Here is a 17,204-nt window from a genome sequence, read left to right as displayed (position 1 = left end):
GTTGACCGGAATCTGCGAGGGCCGGGTCGTCGTCGTCACCGGTGCGGGGAGAGGGCTGGGCCGGGCCCACGCGCTGGCGTTCGCCGCGGCCGGGGCGCGGGTCGTGGTCAACGACCTCGGTGTGGGGCTGGACGGCACGCCGGAGCCCGACGGTCCGGCGGCTCAGGTCGTCGCCGAGATCCGCGCGGCGGGCGGCGAGGCGGTGGCGCACGGCGCCGACATCGCCACGTCCGAGGGCGCCGCCTCGCTCGTCGCGACCGCCCTGGAGGCGTACGGCCGTCTCGACACCCTGGTCAACAACGCCGGGTTCCTGCGCGACCGGATGCTCGTCAACCTCGACGAGGACGACTGGGACGCGGTGATGCGGGTCCATCTCAAGGGCCACTTCCTGCCGCTGAAGCACGCGGCGGCGCACTGGCGGGCGGAGGCGAAGGCAGGTCGTACGGCAACAGCCCGAGTCATCAACACCAGCAGCGGGGCAGGGCTGTTGGGCTCGCTCGGGCAGGGCAACTACAGCGCCGCGAAGGCCGGGATCGTCGGGCTCACGCTGGTCGCCGCCGCCGAACTCGCCCGCTACGGCATCCAGGTCAACGCCATCGCCCCCGCGGCCCGGACCCGGATGACGGAACGGACCTTCGCCGAGACCATGGTGGCGCCCGACACCGGCTTCGACGCGATGGCCCCGGAGAACGTCTCCCCTCTGGTGGTCTGGCTGGGCTCGGCGGCGAGCGAGGGGGTCACCGGCCGGGTCTTCGAGGTGGAGGGCGGAAGGATCACGGTGATGGAGGGCTGGAGGGCGGGCCCGAGCGCGGACAAGGGCGCGAGGTGGACCCCTGCGGAGGCGGGGGAGGCGGCACGGAAACTGTTGGACGGGGCGGAAACCCCGGGACAGATATACGGGGCTTAGGACAACCCACCCAGGGGCGCGGGGAACTGCGCGACCAGCCACGACGGCGCAGCAGACGGCAGACAACATCAGGTGTCGCACTCCAACACCGTCCGGCACAACCCGCACCGCGCCCGCACCCGCCCCCGAACCGGCACCCTGATCCGCTGATGGCAGGTCGGGCACGGGAACGACACCCGCAGCCCCCCGGCGCTCCCGTCGGGCGTGAAGGCGTAGGGCGCGCCAGGGTGCGGGGCATGCGCACGCCGGTCACGCGCATACCGCCGCCGCCCAGCCCAGCCGGCCGCGGTCAGCGGTGGCTGCTGCTCGTCCTCACGGGCCCGCGCCATGCCCTTCACATACGCCGTGTAGGCCTGCGGACTGGTGAACCACACCGACGGATCCTCACCGAACACCAGCGACCGCTTGGCGAGGACGTATCCGAACTCCTCCGGCGTCAGATACCCCAGCTTCTGCGAGGACGCCCCGTCCTCCCGGTACGCGTCGAGCAGCAGCCACCCCGCGCCCAGATACGTCGTCGCCGTGTCCGTCAGGATCTCGTTCTCGCGGGTGCCCGGGAAGGACAGGTCCAGGCGGTGCAGATAGACATGCATGATCTCGTGGGCCAGGGCCGCGCCGATGTCCCGCCGATGGGTGCGGAAGCGGTCGTTCAGCTCCACGAAGTACTCGGGCCCCGCGGCGAGTTCGACGTTCGCCGCGTGCTTCATCTCCCGGAAGCTGACGATCAGCCGCGCGTCCGGGAGCCGGTAGTGCCGCACCAGTTCCCGGGCCACCCGCTGGGCCCCCAGATAGAGATCGTCGGTGTCGCAGAACGTCACGTCGACCGGGGCGACACTCGTCGCGAACGCCTGCACGGTGTCGTACGACAACCTTTTGTAGAGCGCGGTGATCGACGCCCGCACCGTCTCCAGATGCGGGTACCCATGCTGGACCGGCCCGTCGTTCGCCACGCCTGCACCCCCAGGACGCCGAGAACCCGATCCCACTCTACGGCGGTACGGGCGGATTCTCGCTGGTGGGATTCCCGGCCCGGGGAGATACTCCCCGCTGTGACCATCGAACAGACCGCGGGTTCCCTGACCGTGGGCGGCAAGGACGACGCCCTCGAACAGCGCCTCGACGACGAACTGACCGCCTTCAACGCCGAGGCGACCGGCGCCGGCACACCGCAGCCCCTGACCGTCCGGGCCGCCGACGCCGACGGAGAGCTGGCCGGCGGACTCACCGCCTGGATCTGGGGCTCCTGCTGCGCCGTGGACATGCTGTGGGTGCGCGAGGACCAGCGGCACGCCGGCTGGGGGAGCCGCCTCATGGCCGCCGCCGAACAGGAGGCGGTGCGGCGCGGCTGCTCCGAGATGATCGTCTCCTCCTTCACCTTCCAGGCCCCCGGCTTCTACAAGGGCCTCGGCTTCCGCGAGACCGGCCGCACCGAGGGCATCCCGGGCGGCCACCAGGACGTGCATCTGCACAAGGTCATCGGCGCCTGAGGGACGGCGGGCCCGACGCCCGCTCGAACTCCAGCACCCATACGTCGTTGTCGCCCTCCCGCAGCACCGGCCCGGGCACATACAGCGCGTGCTGCGGGCCCGCGGACCAGTAGCGGCCCAGATCGAAGCCGTTGACCCACACGAACCCCCGGGTCCAGCCCGGCAGTTCGAGCAACGCGTCCCCGACGCCCCGCACGGTGAGGGTGCCCCGGTACAGCCCCGGGGCACCGCTCCCCGGCAGCGCGCCCAGCGGCAGCCCGCCGATGTCGTCCAGCGCGTCCAGCCGCAGCCCACGCGCGCGTACCCCGTGCAGATACTGCCGCTCGTGCAGCAGCCCCCCGGTGATCCCCTTCGGTTCCCCGGTCCGCGGCCCGTAGTTGACCCGCCCCAGCGACTCCACCCACAGCTCCACGCGCGCGTACCCGGCGACCGGCTCCTTCAGCCGCTCGTCCTCCTCGCTGAGCACCCCGGCCTGCTCCCCGTCGACGTACACCACCGCCAGATCCCGCAGCCCGCGCGCGATCAGCGGATACGGCTGCCGCGGCCCCGGCACGGTCACCTCGTAGCGCACCAGCCCCCGGTCCACGCCGAGTTCCTCGAAGGTGGGCGGCACGGGGGAGAAGGTCTCGGGGCCGCCGAGCGTCTCCAACACGTCGCTCAGGGACGCCCAGCCGGTCAGCCGTGCGTCCGCGTCCGCGCCCAACCGCGCGGGCAGCGGCGGGAGTTCCGGCAACGGGCCGTCCGCGTACTCCGCCAGCACCTCACGGAAGCGCCAGAACTTCTCCGTCGGCGCCCCGAACTCGTCGATCGGCGCGTCGTAGTCGTACGACGTCACGTCCGGCTCCAGCGGCCCGTCGTGCAGATCGCCGCCGCCCCGGTTCGCCCCCGCCCAGCCCGCGAAACTCGTCCCGCCGTGCGCCATGTACAGATTCACAGAGGCCCCGCACTCCAGGATCTCCCGCAGCGTCTCCGCCGCATCCGCCGGATCCCGCACGACATGCCCGGCGCCCCAGTGGTCGAACCAGCCGCACCAGAACTCCATGCACATCAGCGGCCCGCCCGGCCGGTGCCGGCGCAGCGTCTCGAACGCCACGCGCGCGTGCGAGCCGAAGTTCACCGTGGCCAGCACACCCGGCAGCGAGCCGCCGGTCAGCATGTGGTCCTCGGGGCCGTCGGACGTGAACAACGGGACCGTGACACCGGCGTCCAGCAGGAGATCGGCGAGCCGACGCAGATACTCCGCGTCCGAGCCGTAGCTGCCGTACTCGTTCTCCACCTGCACCATGATCACCGGGCCGCCCCGGTCGATCTGCCGGGCCACCACCTGGGGCAGCAGCCGCCGCAACCAGCGCTCCACCTGCCCGAGGTACTCCGGGTCACTCGTGCGCGCCCGCCCCGTCAGCCAGTGCGGCAGCCCGCCGTTCTCCCACTCCGCGCAGATGTACGGCCCCGGCCGCACCACCGCCCACAGCCCCGCCTCCCGCGCCGCGTCCAGGAAACGACCCAGGGCCTCCACATCCCCGTACACCCCCGGCGCCGGCTCGTGCAGGTTCCACGGCACGTACGTCTCCACACAGTTCAGGCCCATCGCCCGCAGCATCGCCAGCCGGTGCCCCCACTGCGCCTCGTGCACCCGGAAGTAGTGCAGCGCCCCGGACAGCAGCCGCACCGGCCGCCCGTCCAGCAGAAAGTCTTCGTCCCCCACCGTGAACTCGCTCATACGCCCCACCCTCACCTCTGGCGCAGGTCAGGGTCCATGGACAAAGATCGGCGCAGCTTGGACGGAAAGACTGGACGGAAAGACGGGGACCGTGCCGACGTACCAGACCTGGATGCGGTTCCTCACGCCCGGCCCCGCCCACCACCGCCTCGGCCTCGTCTGCCTCGGCGTCGGCCTCCAGTACGGCGCCCTGCCCACCGTCGGCCCCCGCACCCTCGACCACCACGTCGCCGTCGTCATCAGCACCGGCTCCGGCTGGTACGAGGACCCGCGCGGCCGGCGTACCACCGTCACCGCACCCGCACTGCTGTGGCTCACCCCCGGAGTCCCGCACCACTACGCGCCCGACCCCCACACCGGCTGGGACGAGGGCTTCGTCGACTTCACCGGCCCCGCCACCGCCACCTACACCGAACTCGGCTACATCGAACCCGACCGGCCCGTCGTCCCCCTCTCCGACGCCACCGCACCCCGGGCCGTCATCGGCCGCATGGCACGCGCCGCCCGCCGCGACAACCCCCTCCTCGAAGTCGAGACCGGCGCCGCCGTCCACGAACTCCTCGTCGCCCTGCGCCGCGCCCGCGCCGACCTCACCCCCGACGGCCACCAGGTCCTCAAAGCCCTCGCCCGCGACGCCTTCACCCCCATGTCCGTCGCCGACCACGCCGCCCGGCACGGCATGACCCTCGCCGAACTGCGCACCGCCGTCCGCAGAGGCGCCGGATGCAGCCCCAAGGACTACCTCCTCGGCATCCGCCTCGGCCGCGCCAAGGAACTCCTCGCCGCCACCGAACTCCCCGTCGCCGCCGTCGCCCGCCGCGTCGGCTACGACGACCCCGCCTACTTCTCCCGCCTGTTCACCCGCCGCGTAGGCACCCCGCCCGTCCGCTTCCGCGCCCAACAGGGACGCGCCGTCCCCGGCGGCTGGAGCGACCAGGTCCCCGACCCGGCGGATCCGCCACGGCTTCCCGGCACGGGCGGCACGGGTGGCATGCCCGGCACGGGCACGTAGGACGGCCGGTGTCCGGCCCCGGTCACCGTCGGACACCCGCGGCCGCCGACCGCGCCCGCAGGCGGCACGGTACGCACGCCGGCGTGGACGCGCCCGGCGACCCCATCACCCCGCCCCACGCGGGCACGGGCCCCCGCCGGGCGCCCCGCCCACCGGCGCCGCCCCACCCCGCCGATCCGCCCAGACCTCCCCGGCCCCACGCCACGTAGGGTGGACGCCCATGACCACCAGCAACAACGGAACCGGTGACGTCGACCCCGCCGTCCGCGAGGAACTCGCCCGGCTGCGCGACAGCATCGACAACATCGACGCCGCCGTCGTCCACATGCTCGCCGAACGCTTCAAAGCCACCCAGCAGGTCGGCCACCTCAAAGCCCAGCACCAGCTGCCGCCCGCCGACCCCGCCCGCGAGGCCCGCCAGATCGAACGGCTGCGCACCCTCGCCGAGAACGCCAAACTCGACCCGGCGTTCGCTGAGAAGTTCCTCAATTTCATCATCGCCGAGGTGATCCGCCACCACGAGCGGATCGCCGAGGACGCCGTCAACGGCACTCCGCCACAAGCGAACTGACCTCGGGCGACGCCCTCAGGGCGTGACACGCGGGCCCGCGAGCGGCATGCTGCGCTGTGCACTCCTTGTGCGCTGGCGAGCACTCCCCGTCAGCGAATCGGACATAAGCTGGTTGTCCCATGCGGGAGGGACGTCGGGCCATGCCGTCGGATGCCAAGATCCTCATCGTCGACGACCATGAGGACACGCTGTACGCCCTGGAGAGCGCCCTCGCCCCGCTGGGGTACCGGCTCGGCCGCGCCACCAGCGGCGACGAGGCACTCAAGCAGGTACTCCGCGGACAGGTCGGCCTGCTCCTCCTCGACGTCCGCATGCCCGGCGTCAGCGGCCTCGACGTCGTCCGCTACATGCGCCGCCTCGAACAGACCCAGCACATCCCCGTCGTCCTGCTCACCGGCTTCGGCGCCGACCACGAACTCACCTCCACCGCCTTCGGCCTCGGCGTCGCCGACCTCGTCATGAAACCCATCGACCCCTGGTCCCTGCGCACCAAGGTCCGCTACCTCTTCGACGCCCACCGCCGCCACCTGATGCTCGAAGAGGAGATCCGCGAACTCCGCGCCCTCGTCAAGGACCACGGCGAGGCCCCCGACCCCGCCCCACGCCCCGCCCTGCCCCACCCCGACCCACGCGTCCCCCTCCAACGCGCGCAGGAGGCGCACAACGGCAGGCTCGAACAGGACCGGACATAGGGCGCGTAACGATCCGCCCCTGTGCCATGCCGCTCCCATCAGGCAGCATGTCGTTCATGTCCGTACTGACGCGCGACGAAGCGCAGACCCGTGCCAAGCTCCTCGACGTCCACCGCTACACGATCGACCTCGATCTGACCACCGGCGACGCCACCTTCGACTCGCGAACCGTCATCCGCTTCAGCGCCCGCACGGACGCGGACACCTTCATCGAGATCAAGCCCGCCGAACTGCGCTCCGTCACCCTCGACGGACAGCCCCTCGACCCCGAGAGCCTCGACAGCGGCCGGCTGCCCCTGAAGAACCTCACCGCCGGCGAACACGAACTCCACGTCGACGCACGCATGGACTACTCCCGCACCGGCGAAGGCATGCACCGCTTCACCGACCCCGCCGACGGCGAGACCTACCTCTACGCCAACGTCTGCATGGACGACGCCTCCCGCGTCTTCGCCGCCTTCGACCAGCCGGACCTCAAGGCCGTCTTCGAACTCTCCGCGACCCTGCCCGAGCACTGGACCTTCCTCGCCAACGGCATCACCGAACACCTCGGCGACGGCCGCTGGCAGGCCGCCCCCACCCCCCTGATCTCCACCTACCTCGTCTGCGTCGCCGCCGGCCCCTGGCACTCGGTCACCACCGAACACCGCGGCCTGCCCTTCGGCCTGCACTGCCGCCGCTCCCTCGCCCCGTATCTCGACACCGACACCGACGAACTGTTCGAGATCACCAAGCAGTGCTTCGACCGCTACCACGAGAAGTTCGAGGAGCCCTACCCCTTCGACTCCTACGACCAGGCGTTCGTCCCCGAGTTCAACGCCGGCGCCATGGAGAACCCCGGACTCGTCACCTTCCGCGACGAGTTCGTCTACCGCTCCGCCGTCACCGACACGGAACGCCAGACCCGCGCCATGGTCATCGCCCACGAGATGGCCCACATGTGGTTCGGCGACCTCGTCACCCTGCGCTGGTGGGACGACATCTGGCTGAATGAGTCCTTCGCCGAGTACATGGGCTACCACACCCTCACCGAAGCCACCCGCTTCACCGACACCTGGGCCGACTTCGGCGTCGTCCGCAAGCCCTGGGGCTACGAGGCCGACCAGCGCCCCTCCACCCACCCCGTCGCCCCCGACCCCGAGCTCGTGCCGGACACCGCCTCCGCCATGCTCAACTTCGACGGCATCTCCTACGCCAAGGGCGCCTCCGCACTACGCCAGTTGGTGGCCTGGCTCGGAGAGAAGGACTTCCACGCCGGCATCAACACCCACTTCGCCCGCCACAAATTCGCCAACGCCACCCTCGCCGACTTCATCGACTCCCTCGCCAGCAGCACCGAACGCGACGTCCACGCCTGGGCCGACGCCTGGCTGCGCACCACCGGAGTCGACACCCTCCGGCCGACGGTGACCCGCGCCGACGAAGGCACCTACACCCTCACCGTCGAACACACCGGCAGCCGCCCCCACCACATCTCCGTCGGCCTCTACGACCACGACGTCACCGACGAAGGCCGCCACCTCGTCCTGCGCGAACGCCTCGCCCTCGACATCCCGCAGACCGCGCCCCTGCCCATCGGCAAGCGCCCCGCACTGCTGCTGCTCAACGACGGCGACCTCAGCTACGCCAAGATCCGCTTCGACGACCACTCCTTCGAAACCCTCCGCACCAAGCTCTCCGGCCTCCCCGACCCGCTCACCCGCGCCGTCGTCTGGAACGCCCTGCGCGACTCCGTCCGCGACGGCGAACTCGCCCCCGCCGCCTACCTGGAGGCCGCCCGCACCCACCTCCCGTACGAGACCGACCTCTCCCTCGTCCAGGGCGTCCTCACCTTCGCCACCGTCCAGGTCGCCGGCCGCTTCGTACGCCCCGAGGACCGCCCCGCGGCCCTGAGCACCCTCGCCTCCCTCTGCCGCGACCTCATCCGCCGCACCGAGGACGGCGACAACCCCGGCCTGCGCCTCATCGCCGTACGCCACTCCATCGACGTCGCCGCCCACCCCGACACCATCGCCGCCTGGCTCGCCGACGGCACCGTCCCCGGCGGCCCCGAACTCGACCCCGAACTGCGCTGGCGCGTCCTCGCCCGCCTCGCCGTCCTCGGCGCCACCGACGAAGCCGCCATCACCGCCGAACTGGACCGCGACCCGTCGGCCACCGGCCAGGAAGGCGCCGCCCGCTGCCGCGCCGCCCTCCCCGACCCCGACGCCAAGGAGAAGGCCTGGGAGTCGATGTTCGCCCACGACAACCTCTCCAACTACCTCTTCAACGCCACCGCCCAGGGCTTCTGGCAACCCGAACAGACCAACCTCGTACGGGAATACGTCCCCCGCTACTTCCAGGACGCCGTCGCCCTCTCCCACCGCCGCAGCAACGCCATGGCCGACGCCACCGGCCGCTGGGCCTTCCCCGCCCCGGCCGTCGACGCCGACACCTTGCGCCTGGGCGAGGAGTGCCTCGCCGACGCCGAGCCCACCCCGGCCCTGCGCCGGAGGCTCGCCGACCAACTCGACGACCTGGCACGGGCGTTGCGGGTCCGGGAGGCCTAGGACCGACGACGTAGGGCACGGCTGGTCCCTGACGACGATGTGCGGGGCTGATCGCTCTTCCTAGGCTCCAACAGCCAAGGAACATCAGCCCCGGGAGCAATCAGTGATCGTAGTCACCGGCGCCACCGGCAACGTCGGCCGTGCCCTCGTCGAACGCCTCCTCGCCGCAGGCCGGCCCGTACGGGCCCTCACCCGCGACCCCCAACGAGCCGCCCTCCCCGACGGCGCCGAGGTGATGCGCCTCCACCCCGACGAACCGCTCTTCGAAGGCGCCACCCAACTCTTCCTCTACGCCCAGGCAGGCACCGACCTCCTCGACGCCGCCCGCGCGTCCGGCGTCCGGCACGTCGTCCTCCTCTCCTCCGGGATCATCCAGGAAGGCGCCGACGAGACCCACCCCATCCACGTCATGCACGCCACCGTCGAACGCGCCCTCCGCGACAGCGGCCTCGACTGGACCTTCCTGCGCCCCCACGCCTTCGCCACCAACGCCCTCCAGTACGCCCCGCAGATCCGCACCGGAGCCGGCACGGTCCGCGGCGTCTTCGCCGACGCCCTCAGCGCCCCCATCCACGAGGACGACATCGCCGCCGTCGCCGAACGCACCCTCCTCGACCCCGGCCACGAAGGCACCGCCCCCCGCCTCACCGGCCCCGCCGCCACCACCAACACCGACCAGATCACCGCCATCGGCCGAGCCCTCGGACGCGACCTGCACTTCACCGAGATCCCCCCGGAGCAGGCGGGCCCCGAACTGTTCCCCCACGTACCCCCACACCTCCTCCCGGGCCTCCTGAAGAGCTTCGAGGCCACCGTCGGCGTCCCTCCGGAGATCACCGACACCGTCGAGAAGATCACCGGAACCCCGGCCCGCACCTTCGAACAATGGGCCAAGGACCACGCCGACGCCTTCCGCGGCTGATCCCAACAAGCTTTCCCCGCACGGAAGTACCCCCTTTCGGGTCTGGATCGTTGAACTTTTCGGGCGCGCCCACGCAACCGCGTACAAGCTGGAACCCCCTCTGTCCGGCGCCCCGGAGGACAACCCATGACCACCCCACCCCTGGCCTCCGGCCCCGAAGGCCCCCACGCCCTGCGCCCGTTGCTGGACACCGTCCTGGCCGCACTCCGAGACGGCACGGGCGAGCGTGGGGGCCCACTCCCGGCGGGAGGCCCGGAGACGGTCGTGGCACGGGTACGGGCCGCGGTGGGCGACGTACTGCCGGGGGAGGGCGACCCGGAGGCGCTACGGCATGTGGTGCGGGCTTTGGCGGAGGGCTCGGCGGACCCGGCGAACCCGCTGTGCATCGCTCACTTGCACGGCCCGCCCCTGGCGGTAGCGGTGGCGGCGGACTTGGCGGCAAGCGTCCTGAACCCGTCCCTGGATTCATGGGACCAGGCGCCAGCGGCGTCGGAGCTGGAAGCACTGGTGACACGGTCACTGGCCAACGAGGTCTACGTGGAGCTACCTAGGGGCGCGGGGCTGTATCAATTTGCGGCTCCGCCGCGGGGCGCGACCAGCCCCCACCGATCCGCAGCCGAATCCTTGGTAACAACGGGCGGCACAGAGTCAAACCAACTGGCCCTCCTCCTGGCCCGAGAGTCCCTGGGGCCCGGCCTCCGCCTGATCTGCGGATCCAACGCCCACCACTCCCTGCCGCGCGCCGCCTGGCTCCTGGGCCTCCCCGACCCGGTGATCGTCCCGGCCCCCGCAGGCACCCTCGACCCGGCAGCCCTGGACGCCGCCCTCACCGACCTCCCCGGCCCCCACCTGGTCGCCGCCACCGCAGGCACCACCGACGCCGGACTCATCGACCCACTTCCAGAGATCGCCGCGCTCTGCGCATCTCACGGAGCCCGCCTCCACATCGACGCCGCATACGGCGGAGCCCTCCTCTTCAGCGACCGCCACCGAGAGAAGCTCACGGGCCTGGGCGCCGCAGACACCGTAACCCTCGACCTGCACAAACTCGGCTGGCAACCCGTCGCCGCAGGAATCCTCGCCGTCCGCGAGCGCAGCGACCTCGGCGCCCTCCACCACCGCGCCGACTACCTCAACGCCGACGACGACACAGAAGCCGGCCTCCCCGACCTCCTCGGCCGCTCCCTGCGCACCACAAGACGCCCCGACGTCCTCAAGATCGCCGTCACCCTGAAAACCCTCGGACGAACAGGACTTGGCGCACTGGTCGACCAAGTCTGCGACCGGGCAGCCGAGTTCGCGGAACTCCTCGACGCACACCCCGGCTTCGAGCTCCATGACCGGCCCACCATCAGCACGGTCCTGTTCCGCCCCGCACACGCGACGGACGACGACATCGCCACCACCCGCCGCGACCTCCTCACCACCGGCAGGGCCGTCCTCGGCAGGGCCCGCCTCGACGGCCGGCTCTGGCTGAAGGCCACCCTCCTCAACCCCCACACCCGGCCCGACGACCTGGCCGCCCTCCTGAAACTCGTGGAAGGAACCACCCGCAGATGACCCCCACCCCCACCCGCAATCCCAACCCCGCCCCCGGCACCCCGCCCCACCACGAACCCGACGCCCCCCGCGACCTCGTAGGCATCGGCATCGGCCCCTTCAACCTCTCCCTCGCCGCCCTCGCCCACCCCCTCGCCGAACTCGACACCGCCTTCTACGAGCAACGCCCCGCCTTCGACTGGCACGGCGGCCTCCTCATCGACGGCGCGAGCATCCAAGTCCCGTTCCTCGCCGACCTGGTGACCCTCGCCGACCCCGCCAGCCCCTGGACCTTCCTCAACTACCTCAAGAGCCGCGACCGGCTCTTCCCGTTCTACTTCGCCGAGCGCTTCCACATCCAGCGCGCCGAATACGACGCCTACTGCCGCTGGGTCGCCGAGAACCTCCCCGGACTCCACTTCGGCCACCAGGTCGACGCCGTCCGCTGGAACCCCGAACGCAACGTGTTCGAGGTCGACTTCACCCAGCTCGACAGCGACGGAGAAGCCGAAGCCCTCGGCCGCACCTACACCCGCAACATCGTCCTAGGCGTCGGCACCGAGCCCTACATCCCCGAACCCCTCAAGCCCCTCGTCGAGGCGAGCGGCGTGCCCGTCATCCACGCCGCCGACTACCTCGCCCACCGCGACACCTTCCTGCGCGCCGACCACGTCACCGTCGTCGGCACCGGACAGTCCGGCGCCGAGATCTTCCTCGACCTGCTCCGCGCCCGCCCCACGGGCCGCGAAGGCCTGCACTGGCTCGGCCGCACCCGGGCCTTCGCCCCCATGGAGTACTCCAAGCTCGGCCTGGAACACTTCACCCCCGACTACACGCGCTACTTCCACGCCCTCCCGGAAGCCGAACGCGACCGCCTCGTCGACTCCCAGTGGCAGCTCCACAAGGGCATCGACGCCGACACCATCACCGCCATCCACGACGAGCTCTACCAGCGCACCCTGCACGGCGGCTGGCCCGACACCACCCTCACCCCCGGCGTCCGCGTCCGCACCGCGGGCCGCGTCGCCACCACCAAGGTCGAACTCCACCTCGAACACACCGAGCAGAACACCCGCTCCCGCCTCACCACCGACGCCGTCGTCCTCGCCACCGGCTACCGCGAACGCCCCCTCGACCGCATCCTCGCCGGCCTCGACCCCTACCTGCGCCGCGACAGCCACGAACGCCCGCGCGTGGACGAGCAGTTCAGGCTGGTCATGGACCCGTCCGTCACGGGCTCCCTCTACGTCCAGAACGCCGAACGCCACACCCACGGCGTCGGCACCCCCGACCTTGGCCTCGCCGCCTGGCGCAGCGCCACCATCCTCAACTCCCTGACGGAGAAGGACCCATACCCGCTGCCCGCCCGAACGGCCTTCACCACCTTCGGACTCGACCCCCAGCCCCACATCCCGGCCGCCCGCCAGGCCCAGGCCCTCACCCCCCTCGTCGAAGGCCGCTGAACACGCCGACGGCGCCGCTGCGAGAACCTCGCACCGGCGCCGCCGACCCACCTCTACCGGCCCCTAGAAGACCGGCGTACCGTCCCGCGTCAACTTCCAGTCCACCGAAGCGAAGTCGGCCGGGTTCAGCACACCCTTCGCCGTCACCCACTCCGCGATCCGCGTCCGGATCTCCGTCGACTCGGCCCACACCTCGGTCGCCGACGCCACATGCGGGAACGCGCCGCCGCCGTTCGCCCGGTAGTTGTTCACCGCGAACACGAACTGCTGCGCGTCGTCCAGCGCCGCACCGTTGTACGTCAGGTTCTTGATCCGCGACCCCGCCGCCTGCGCGATGTCGATCTCGTACGCCAGCCCCGACACATAGTCGTAGTTGTAGTCCGGCCGGCTGTTCGCGTTCGTCAGCTTCTCCACGTCGACCACGGCATCCGCCGCCGTCTGCACGAAGTACTGCGCCGAGTACTCCAGGTACGCCCTGACCTGCGCGCCCGTCAGCAACTTCGCGACCAGCGTGTTGTCGTACACGTACAGGCTCGACAGATCCCGGATGGTGACGTCACCGGCCGGGATCTCCGACGTACGGGAGAACGGCGACGCCTGCGCGATCACCGGCAGCGACGCGTACTCCGTGCTCGCCAGCGCCGCCTTGACCACGTCCTCCTGGACCTTCGTGATCAGGTCGATGATCGGGGCGTCCTTGTACCGCGCCTCGACCGTCGTCAGCGTCTCCGTCGCCGTACCGACAACCTGGTTGACGTACTCGACCACGATGTCGTGATCGGCCTTCAGCAGCTTCGTGATCTTCGGGTCGTCGGCGACGCTGTTGGAGTTCAGCACCGAGGACGCGACCGACTCGACCGACCAGCGGCCCTTCGAGAAGACCAGCTCGATGTCGAACACCGACAGCCGCTCCGCGTACGCCAGCGGCTCCGACAGCACGACCGTCTTGCCGGTCTCCGTGTTGGTGACCTTCAGCTCCGGGATCTCCACATGCGCGTGCCCGACCAGGATCGCGTCGATACCGGGCACCTGCTGGGCCACCAGCGCCGCCGAGTTCTCGATGTACGGCAGCTGGTCACCGTACGACGACGTCCCGGACGAACCGGAGTGCGCCGACACGACGACGACGTCCGCGCCCATCGACCGCAGCTTCGGCACCCACTTCGCCGCCTGCTCCTCAAGACCGGGGAACACCAGCTTGCCCTCGACGTACGCCTTGTCCCAGATCGCGATACCCGGGTTCGTCAGACCGAGGACGGCCACCTTCACCGGCGGAGCGCCCGCCACATGGAACTTCTTGATGAAGTAGGGCGGGAACGCCGGCTTGAGCGTCTTCGCGTCCAGCGCGTTCGCGCCCAGCAGCGGGAAGTGGCACTGGTCCTCGAACTTGCGCAGCGTCTCGATGCCGTAGTTGAACTCGTGGTTGCCGAGCGCCACAGCGTCGTACCCGATCGCGTTCATCGCCGCGGCCATCGGGTGGACCGGACCGCCCTTCGCGGTGATCGGGTCGACCTTCGCGTAGTAGTACGTCAGCGGCGTGCCCTGGATCGTGTCGCCCGCGTCGATGAGGAGGGTGTTGCAGCGGCCCTTCTCCTCCCGGACCTGGTTCACCAGGGTCGAGATACGGGCCAGGCCCTGCGCGTTGCCCTTGGAGTCCGTGTACTCCGCGTCCTTGAAGTAGTCCCAGTTGAAGATGTGACCGTGCAGGTCGGTCGTGCCCAGCACCGTCAGCGAGTACCGCTTAGCGGGCTTCTGCCCCTTCTTGGCCTCCGCCGCCTCGGCCGCAGGAGCCCCCACGGCACCGGCCAGCGCGACGCCCGCACCGGTCACGGCGGACTTCTCCAGGAACTTCCTGCGGTTCAACGGCATGTCTCGATCTCCTCGGGGAACGGTCAACAACGCGCGTAGATTCTGACCCGCACATGGCGAGCGGCAATAGGCCCTAGAGGTTTCGATCTGGTGACCGAACCTGTGACTTGTGCCGGTGGTAACCCACCAAGAAGTGACAGAGTGGGTCGTATGACCACACCGACCGCGGACGACCCCCACCCCTACGTCCCCTACGGCACCCCCGACGCCCCCCGCATCGCCGTCCGCGGCGAAGCCCGCCTCGAAGTCGACCCCGAGATCGCCCGCATCGGCATCACCATCGCAGCCCGCGGCAAAGACCGCCGCACCGCCCTCGACGACCTCACCCACCGCAACACCACCGTCCTCGACCTCATCAAGACCTACGGCGACGCCGTCGAACGCCTGGAGACCGGAGCCTTCTCCATCACCCCGGAACTCAAGGAGAAAGGCCGCGGCGAACGCGTCCACGCCTACCACGGCCGCGTCCACGTCACCGCCGAGCTCACCGACTTCACAGCGCTGGGAGAACTCACCACGCGGCTCGCGGACATGGACCTGACCCGCGTGGACGGCCCCTGGTGGGCCCTACGGCCCAACTCCCCGGCCCACCGCCAAGCCCGCCAGCAGGCCGTCAAGGAAGCCGTACAGCGGGCCAGGGAGTACGCGGAGGCGCTGGGGACATCTCTGGCCGCCCTCGTGGAACTCGCCGACATCGGCGCCGAGAACACCCAGCCCCTCGCCCCCGCCGCACCGGGCGGCCGTATGCGCTCCATGTCCTACGCGGCAGCCGAGGACACCGCAGCCGCCCCGCTGGACCTCGAACCCCAGCGCCAGCGCGTCTACGCCCAGGTCAACGCCCGCTTCACCATGGCCCCACCACAGCTGTAAGCAGGTCTGGAATTCGCGAACGAAAACGCTCATAGGAGCGACCGGTCGCACAATTCAACACTTGTCAATAGCCCTTCACTCAAAGGTTGTTGAGTAGTCACCCCCGACCAAATCTCTACCCACCGGTAAGCCCTAGGGTCGAAGACATGCGCCGAGCAAAGATCGTCTGCACCCTGGGCCCCGCCACCGACTCGTACGACCAGATCAAGGCACTGGTCGAAGCCGGAATGGACGTGGCCCGCTTCAACCTCAGCCACGGCACCTACGCCGAGCACGAGGAGCGCTACCAGCGCGTCCGCAAGGCCTCCGACGAGACCGGCCACAGCGTCGGCATCCTCGCCGACCTTCAAGGCCCGAAGATCCGCCTCGGCCGCTTCACCGAAGGCCCCGTACTCCTTGAACGCGGCGACACCTTCACCATCACCGTCGAAGAGGGCGCCGAGGGCGACCAGCAATCCTGCGGAACCACCTACGCGGGCCTCGCCCACGACGTCACCACCGGCGAACGCATCCTCATCGACGACGGCAAGGTCTGCCTGGAAGTCACGGCCGTCGACGGCCCCCGCGTCCACACCACGGTCGTCGAAGGCGGCATGGTCTCCGACCACAAGGGCCTGAACCTCCCGGGCGTGGCCGTCTCGGTCCCCGCTCTCTCGGAAAAGGACGAGGCCGACCTGCGCTGGGCGCTGCGGGCGGGCTTCGACGTGATCGCGCTGTCATTTGTGCGGTCGGGCCGGGACATCGAGGACGTCCACCGCATCATGGACCAGGAGGGCCGCAGACTCCCCGTCATCGCCAAGGTGGAGAAGCCCCAAGCGGTGGAGGCGATCGAGGACATCGTCGCCGCCTTCGACGGCATCATGGTCGCCCGCGGCGACCTGGGCGTGGAGATGCCCCTGGAACAGGTCCCCATCGTCCAGAAGCGCGCGATCAAGCTGGCGAAGCGCAACGCCAAGCCGGTCATCGTCGCCACCCAGATGCTCGACTCGATGATCGACAACTCCCGCCCGACAAGGGCAGAGGCGTCGGACGTGGCGAACGCGGTCATCGACGGCACGGACGCCGTGATGCTGTCGGGGGAGACGAGCGTCGGCAAGTACGCCATCGAGACCGTACGGACGATGGCGAAGATCGTCGAAGCGGCGGAGGAGGACATCCTCGCGAAGGGCCTCCCGCCGCTGACCGACCGCAACAAGCCCCGCACACAGGGCGGCGCGGTCGCGCGGGCGGCGGCGGAGATGGGCGACTTCCTGGGAGCCAAGTTCCTGGTGGCCTTCACACAGTCGGGAGACACGGCACGCAGGCTGTCCCGCTACCGCTCCCCGATCCCGCTCCTGGCCTTCACCCCCGAACCGGCGACCCGCTCCCAACTCAACCTCACCTGGGGCGTGGAGACCTTCCTCGGCCCGAGCGTCGCCTCCACGGACGCCATGGTCGACCAGGTGGACGACCTGCTCCTGAAGTACGGCCGCTGCCAGAAGGGCGACATCGTCGTCATCACGGCGGGTTCGCCGCCCGGAGTACCCGGAGCGACGAACCTCGTCCGCGTCCACCACATCGGCGTCGACGACAAATAGCCCTGCGAACAGCCCTGCGAACAGCC

Annotated in this window: 14 protein-coding genes; 11 read left to right on the top strand and 3 right to left on the bottom strand. The window is 70.5% G+C overall.

Going from position 1 to position 17,204, the window contains the following annotated elements:
* The first annotated feature begins 1 nt into the window (after position 1).
* Complete coding sequence (locus ABZ928_RS33085) at positions 2 to 907, top strand: SDR family oxidoreductase (protein ID WP_361527083.1); 906 nt, start codon at positions 2 to 4, stop codon at positions 905 to 907.
* A gap of 68 nt (positions 908 to 975) precedes the next feature.
* Here ABZ928_RS33085 and ABZ928_RS33080 read toward each other — a convergent pair whose 3' ends face one another.
* The gene (locus ABZ928_RS33080) at positions 976 to 1,857 is read right to left on the bottom strand and encodes a hypothetical protein (RefSeq protein ID WP_361527081.1); all 882 of its coding nucleotides are present in this window, start codon (positions 1,855 to 1,857) and stop codon (positions 976 to 978) included.
* Positions 1,858 to 1,956: 99 nt separating this feature from the next.
* On the opposite strand from ABZ928_RS33080, the gene ABZ928_RS33075 reads away from it, so the two are divergent.
* The gene (locus ABZ928_RS33075) at positions 1,957 to 2,394 is read left to right on the top strand and encodes a GNAT family N-acetyltransferase (protein ID WP_361527079.1); all 438 of its coding nucleotides are present in this window, start codon (positions 1,957 to 1,959) and stop codon (positions 2,392 to 2,394) included.
* Here the strand turns inward: ABZ928_RS33075 and ABZ928_RS33070 are convergent.
* Positions 2,381 to 4,114 (bottom strand): beta-galactosidase family protein, encoded by a 1,734-nt coding sequence (locus tag ABZ928_RS33070; RefSeq protein WP_361527077.1) that lies wholly within the window; start codon positions 4,112 to 4,114, stop codon positions 2,381 to 2,383. The genes ABZ928_RS33075 and ABZ928_RS33070 overlap by 14 nt on opposite strands.
* Before the next feature lie 112 nt (positions 4,115 to 4,226).
* Here ABZ928_RS33070 and ABZ928_RS33065 point away from each other — a divergent pair, with 112 nt between their 5' ends.
* The 7 genes from ABZ928_RS33065 (at position 4,227) to ABZ928_RS33035 (ending at position 12,862) form a co-directional block, all read left to right on the top strand.
* A complete protein-coding gene (locus ABZ928_RS33065) occupies positions 4,227 to 5,126 on the top strand; it encodes an AraC family transcriptional regulator (RefSeq protein ID WP_361527397.1) in 900 nt (299 codons plus the stop codon).
* A gap of 220 nt (positions 5,127 to 5,346) precedes the next feature.
* The gene (locus ABZ928_RS33060; RefSeq protein ID WP_361527075.1) at positions 5,347 to 5,697 is read left to right on the top strand and encodes a chorismate mutase; all 351 of its coding nucleotides are present in this window, start codon (positions 5,347 to 5,349) and stop codon (positions 5,695 to 5,697) included.
* 140 nt (positions 5,698 to 5,837) lie between these two features.
* Positions 5,838 to 6,389: a response regulator gene (locus ABZ928_RS33055; protein ID WP_361527073.1), complete on the top strand. Its 552-nt coding sequence runs from the start codon at positions 5,838 to 5,840 to the stop codon at positions 6,387 to 6,389.
* A 56-nt stretch (positions 6,390 to 6,445) separates the two neighbouring features.
* Positions 6,446 to 8,938: an aminopeptidase N gene (pepN, locus tag ABZ928_RS33050; protein WP_361527071.1), complete on the top strand. Its 2,493-nt coding sequence runs from the start codon at positions 6,446 to 6,448 to the stop codon at positions 8,936 to 8,938.
* A 103-nt stretch (positions 8,939 to 9,041) separates the two neighbouring features.
* Positions 9,042 to 9,860 carry an NmrA family NAD(P)-binding protein gene (locus ABZ928_RS33045; protein WP_361527069.1) on the top strand — a complete coding sequence of 273 codons (819 nt, stop codon included), beginning with the start codon at positions 9,042 to 9,044 and terminating at the stop codon, positions 9,858 to 9,860.
* A gap of 126 nt (positions 9,861 to 9,986) precedes the next feature.
* The gene (locus tag ABZ928_RS33040) at positions 9,987 to 11,420 is read left to right on the top strand and encodes an aminotransferase class V-fold PLP-dependent enzyme (protein ID WP_361527067.1); all 1,434 of its coding nucleotides are present in this window, start codon (positions 9,987 to 9,989) and stop codon (positions 11,418 to 11,420) included.
* Entirely contained in the window at positions 11,417 to 12,862 is a 1,446-nt protein-coding gene (locus ABZ928_RS33035; protein ID WP_361527065.1) for a SidA/IucD/PvdA family monooxygenase, read from the top strand. The genes ABZ928_RS33040 and ABZ928_RS33035 overlap by 4 nt, the downstream gene beginning before the upstream one ends.
* A gap of 63 nt (positions 12,863 to 12,925) precedes the next feature.
* Here the strand turns inward: ABZ928_RS33035 and ABZ928_RS33030 are convergent, their stop codons facing one another.
* The gene (locus ABZ928_RS33030) at positions 12,926 to 14,731 is read right to left on the bottom strand and encodes a 5'-nucleotidase C-terminal domain-containing protein (RefSeq protein ID WP_361527063.1); all 1,806 of its coding nucleotides are present in this window, start codon (positions 14,729 to 14,731) and stop codon (positions 12,926 to 12,928) included.
* Positions 14,732 to 14,881: 150 nt separating this feature from the next.
* Between ABZ928_RS33030 and ABZ928_RS33025 the strand changes: the two genes are divergently transcribed.
* Both ABZ928_RS33025 and pyk read left to right on the top strand, forming a co-directional pair.
* Positions 14,882 to 15,601 carry an SIMPL domain-containing protein gene (locus ABZ928_RS33025; protein WP_361527061.1) on the top strand — a complete coding sequence of 240 codons (720 nt, stop codon included), beginning with the start codon at positions 14,882 to 14,884 and terminating at the stop codon, positions 15,599 to 15,601.
* 146 nt (positions 15,602 to 15,747) lie between these two features.
* Positions 15,748 to 17,178, top strand: a complete 1,431-nt coding sequence (gene pyk / locus ABZ928_RS33020; RefSeq protein WP_361527059.1) for a pyruvate kinase — start codon at positions 15,748 to 15,750, stop codon at positions 17,176 to 17,178.
* Positions 17,179 to 17,204: the final 26 nt, after the last annotated feature.

This window comes from Streptomyces sp. NPDC046909 (genome assembly GCF_040644695.1).
Lineage (GTDB): Bacteria > Actinomycetota > Actinomycetes > Streptomycetales > Streptomycetaceae > Streptomyces.
Note: the sequence above shows the minus strand (reverse complement) of the source record. Positions and strands in the feature narration are given on the sequence as shown.

Coding starts and splice junctions, on each gene's coding strand:
- ABZ928_RS33040 (WP_361527067.1), top strand. CDS start 9,987: ATGACCACCCCACCCCTGGCCTCCGGCCCCGAAGGCCCCCACGCCCTG.
- ABZ928_RS33035 (WP_361527065.1), top strand. CDS start 11,417: ATGACCCCCACCCCCACCCGCAATCCCAACCCCGCCCCCGGCACCCCG.
- pepN (WP_361527071.1), top strand. CDS start 6,446: ATGTCCGTACTGACGCGCGACGAAGCGCAGACCCGTGCCAAGCTCCTC.
- ABZ928_RS33055 (WP_361527073.1), top strand. CDS start 5,838: ATGCCGTCGGATGCCAAGATCCTCATCGTCGACGACCATGAGGACACG.
- ABZ928_RS33030 (WP_361527063.1), bottom strand. CDS start 14,731: ATGCCGTTGAACCGCAGGAAGTTCCTGGAGAAGTCCGCCGTGACCGGT.
- ABZ928_RS33065 (WP_361527397.1), top strand. CDS start 4,227: ATGCGGTTCCTCACGCCCGGCCCCGCCCACCACCGCCTCGGCCTCGTC.
- ABZ928_RS33025 (WP_361527061.1), top strand. CDS start 14,882: ATGACCACACCGACCGCGGACGACCCCCACCCCTACGTCCCCTACGGC.
- ABZ928_RS33070 (WP_361527077.1), bottom strand. CDS start 4,114: ATGAGCGAGTTCACGGTGGGGGACGAAGACTTTCTGCTGGACGGGCGG.
- ABZ928_RS33060 (WP_361527075.1), top strand. CDS start 5,347: ATGACCACCAGCAACAACGGAACCGGTGACGTCGACCCCGCCGTCCGC.
- pyk (WP_361527059.1), top strand. CDS start 15,748: ATGCGCCGAGCAAAGATCGTCTGCACCCTGGGCCCCGCCACCGACTCG.